Raw genomic sequence first — 2,317 nt, forward strand, 5'->3', positions numbered from 1 at the left:
CGCCCCTTCGCCCCCGCCGACCAGCCGGGCATTCTCGACCTGATCCTTGGCATCCAGCGCGACGAATATGGCATCGCCATCACCGCAGCGGACCAGCCGGACCTCACTGACATAGCCGGCTTCTACCTGCCCGGCGCCGGCGGCTTCTGGGTCGCGGAGGAGGATGGCCGGATCATCGGCACGATCGCGCTCAAGGATATCGGCCAGGGTCAGGGCGCGCTGCGCAAGATGTTCGTGGCATCCAGCCATCGCGGCCGCGCCGCTGGCGTCGCCCAGGCGCTGCTCGACCATCTGCTCGACGCGGCGGCTGATCGCGGGCTGGCCCAAATCTATCTCGGCACCACCGCCCGTTTCCTGGCGGCGCATCGCTTCTACGAGAAGAATGGGTTCGGGCTGGTCGACGCCGACGGCCTGCCGCCCGCCTTCCCCAGGATGGCGGTCGACACGCGCTTCTACGAAAAATCGATCGAACCGGCGAAAGCCGGATAGATTACGGATTATCGGTGCTGTTGGCCTTGGCGCCGGGCACCGCTTCCTTGCTGGTCATCGCCACTGCCGGCGGTCCCTTCTGGATCGCGGCATTGAGCTGCGCGACCTCGGGGCAGCTGCCCTTGCACAGATTCTGCGCCTGGGCCAGATTTTCCTTGGCCTTGGCGATCGCGCCCTTGGCCACCATCGCCTCGCCCTGCCCGGCGATCGCGGTCACGTCGGTCGGGTCGAGCAGCAGCGCTTCCTTGTAGAGGCGGATGGCCTTGCCCTGCAGCCCCTGCGCCCGCGCCACTTCGGCCAGTTCGATATAGGCCGCGCGATTGCGCGGATCGACCGCCAGCGCGCTTTCCAGCGCATCGGTGGCACCGGCCAGATTGCCCGCCTTGCGCGCCGCCTCGCCTGCCTTCTGCCATTCGATCGACCGCGGTTCGATCTGGGTATCGGGGCGCTGGGTCAGGCCCACGCTGGAAACGGTGGTCAGAAGGACGGCAAGGGCAATCGAGGCCGGGGTGAAACGCATCAAAATCTCCAGCCATGTTTCAGGCATTGACTCAGGCCCGCAGACCGAAGGGCAAGTGTCGCTATTTTGCGCGCGCTTGTCCATGGCCTGTTTCAGGCGGTCCTCCGCAGCCGGGCGAAGTAGAAGCCATCAGTGCCATCATGGCCGGGCGTCAGCAGCAGCCCATGGCCATGGGCGCGGCCCATATCCGCTTCGATTGGCTCGGCACTCCAGCCGGCCTGACGCGCCAGAAACGCATCCACCTGATCCCGCCCCTCTCTGTCGGTCAATGCACAGGTAGCATAGACCAGCAGACCGCCGGGCGCCAGCAAGGGCGCAGCGAAATCCAGGATCCGGGCCTGCTCCGACACCAGCCGGTCGAGCCGCGCCTGGGTCAGGCGCCAGCGCGCCTCGGGATTGCGGCGCCAGGTACCCGTGCCCGAACAGGGTGCATCGACCAGCACGACATCCGCCTGCCCCGCCAGCGGCGCCAGCGCGCGCGCCTCATGCCCCTGGTCCAGCAGCAGCCTCTCGATACAGGTCACGCCCGCCCGCTCGGCACGCGGCGCCAGCCGGTCGATCCGGTTGCGGATCGTGTCGGCGGCGATCAGCCGGCCCTTGCCGCCCATCGCCGCAGCCAGCGCCAGCGTCTTGCCGCCCGCCCCTGCGCACAGGTCGATCACCGTCTGGCCGGCCTGCGCCCCGCATGCCGCGGAAATCAGCTGGCTGCCAGCATCCTGCACCTCGACCGCGCCGCGCTTCCACGCCTCGCTCTGTTCGACCGGATAGCCTTCGGGCAGGCGCAGCGCGTCAGCTATGCCGGCGATCGGCGTCGCGTCCGGCAATTCGGGCGCCACTTGCGCCACCGTCGCCTTCAGTCGATTGACGCGCAGGTCCACCGGCGCGCGGCCCAGCAGCGCATCCTGCTCCACCGGCGCGGCCAGCAAGGACTGCAACCAGCCCGGCACCGCGCCAGCTGCCGCGCCTGCTTCGCCCGGCTCGATCGACAACGGCGCATGGGCCGATCCGTCGAACAGCGCGGCCAACTCGGGCTGCGCCTCGACCAGGCCGATCATCGCCGCGCGGCCGGTCTCGGGCCGATCGGCGACGCGGCGGATCGCGTCATAGACATGGTCGCGCACCGCACGGCGATCGCGCGACCCGGCATAGCGCCGTTCCTTGAAATAGCGCGCGATCAGCGTGTCCGCCGCCGGCCCGCCATCACGGGCGGCGGCGATGATCGCGTCCAGCAGGTCGATCGCGGCTTGGATACGGGCGGATGGAGTCATTTATACCTTCCCCCCTCCCTTCCAGGGAGGGGCTTGGGGG

The 2,317-nt window shown here is 69.0% G+C and carries 3 protein-coding genes; 1 reads left to right on the forward strand and 2 read right to left on the reverse strand.

Annotated elements, in window-relative coordinates:
- On the forward strand, positions 1-489 hold a 489-nt coding region (locus CG471_RS29640; protein WP_218964305.1), incomplete at its 5' end, for a GNAT family N-acetyltransferase.
- 1 nt (position 490) lies between these two features.
- Here CG471_RS29640 and CG471_RS29645 read toward each other — a convergent pair.
- Complete coding sequence (locus tag CG471_RS29645) at positions 491-1,009, reverse strand: lipopolysaccharide assembly protein LapB (RefSeq protein ID WP_099234646.1); 519 nt, start codon at positions 1,007-1,009, stop codon at positions 491-493.
- A gap of 92 nt (positions 1,010-1,101) precedes the next feature.
- Positions 1,102-2,277, reverse strand: coding sequence for an RsmB/NOP family class I SAM-dependent RNA methyltransferase (locus CG471_RS29650; protein WP_099234647.1), 1,176 nt, complete (start codon positions 2,275-2,277; stop codon positions 1,102-1,104).
- Between the last annotated feature and the right edge of the window lie 40 nt (positions 2,278-2,317).

It is taken from the genome of Sphingobium sp. IP1 (genome assembly GCF_002708645.1).
Classification (GTDB): Bacteria; Pseudomonadota; Alphaproteobacteria; order Sphingomonadales; family Sphingomonadaceae; genus Sphingobium; species Sphingobium yanoikuyae.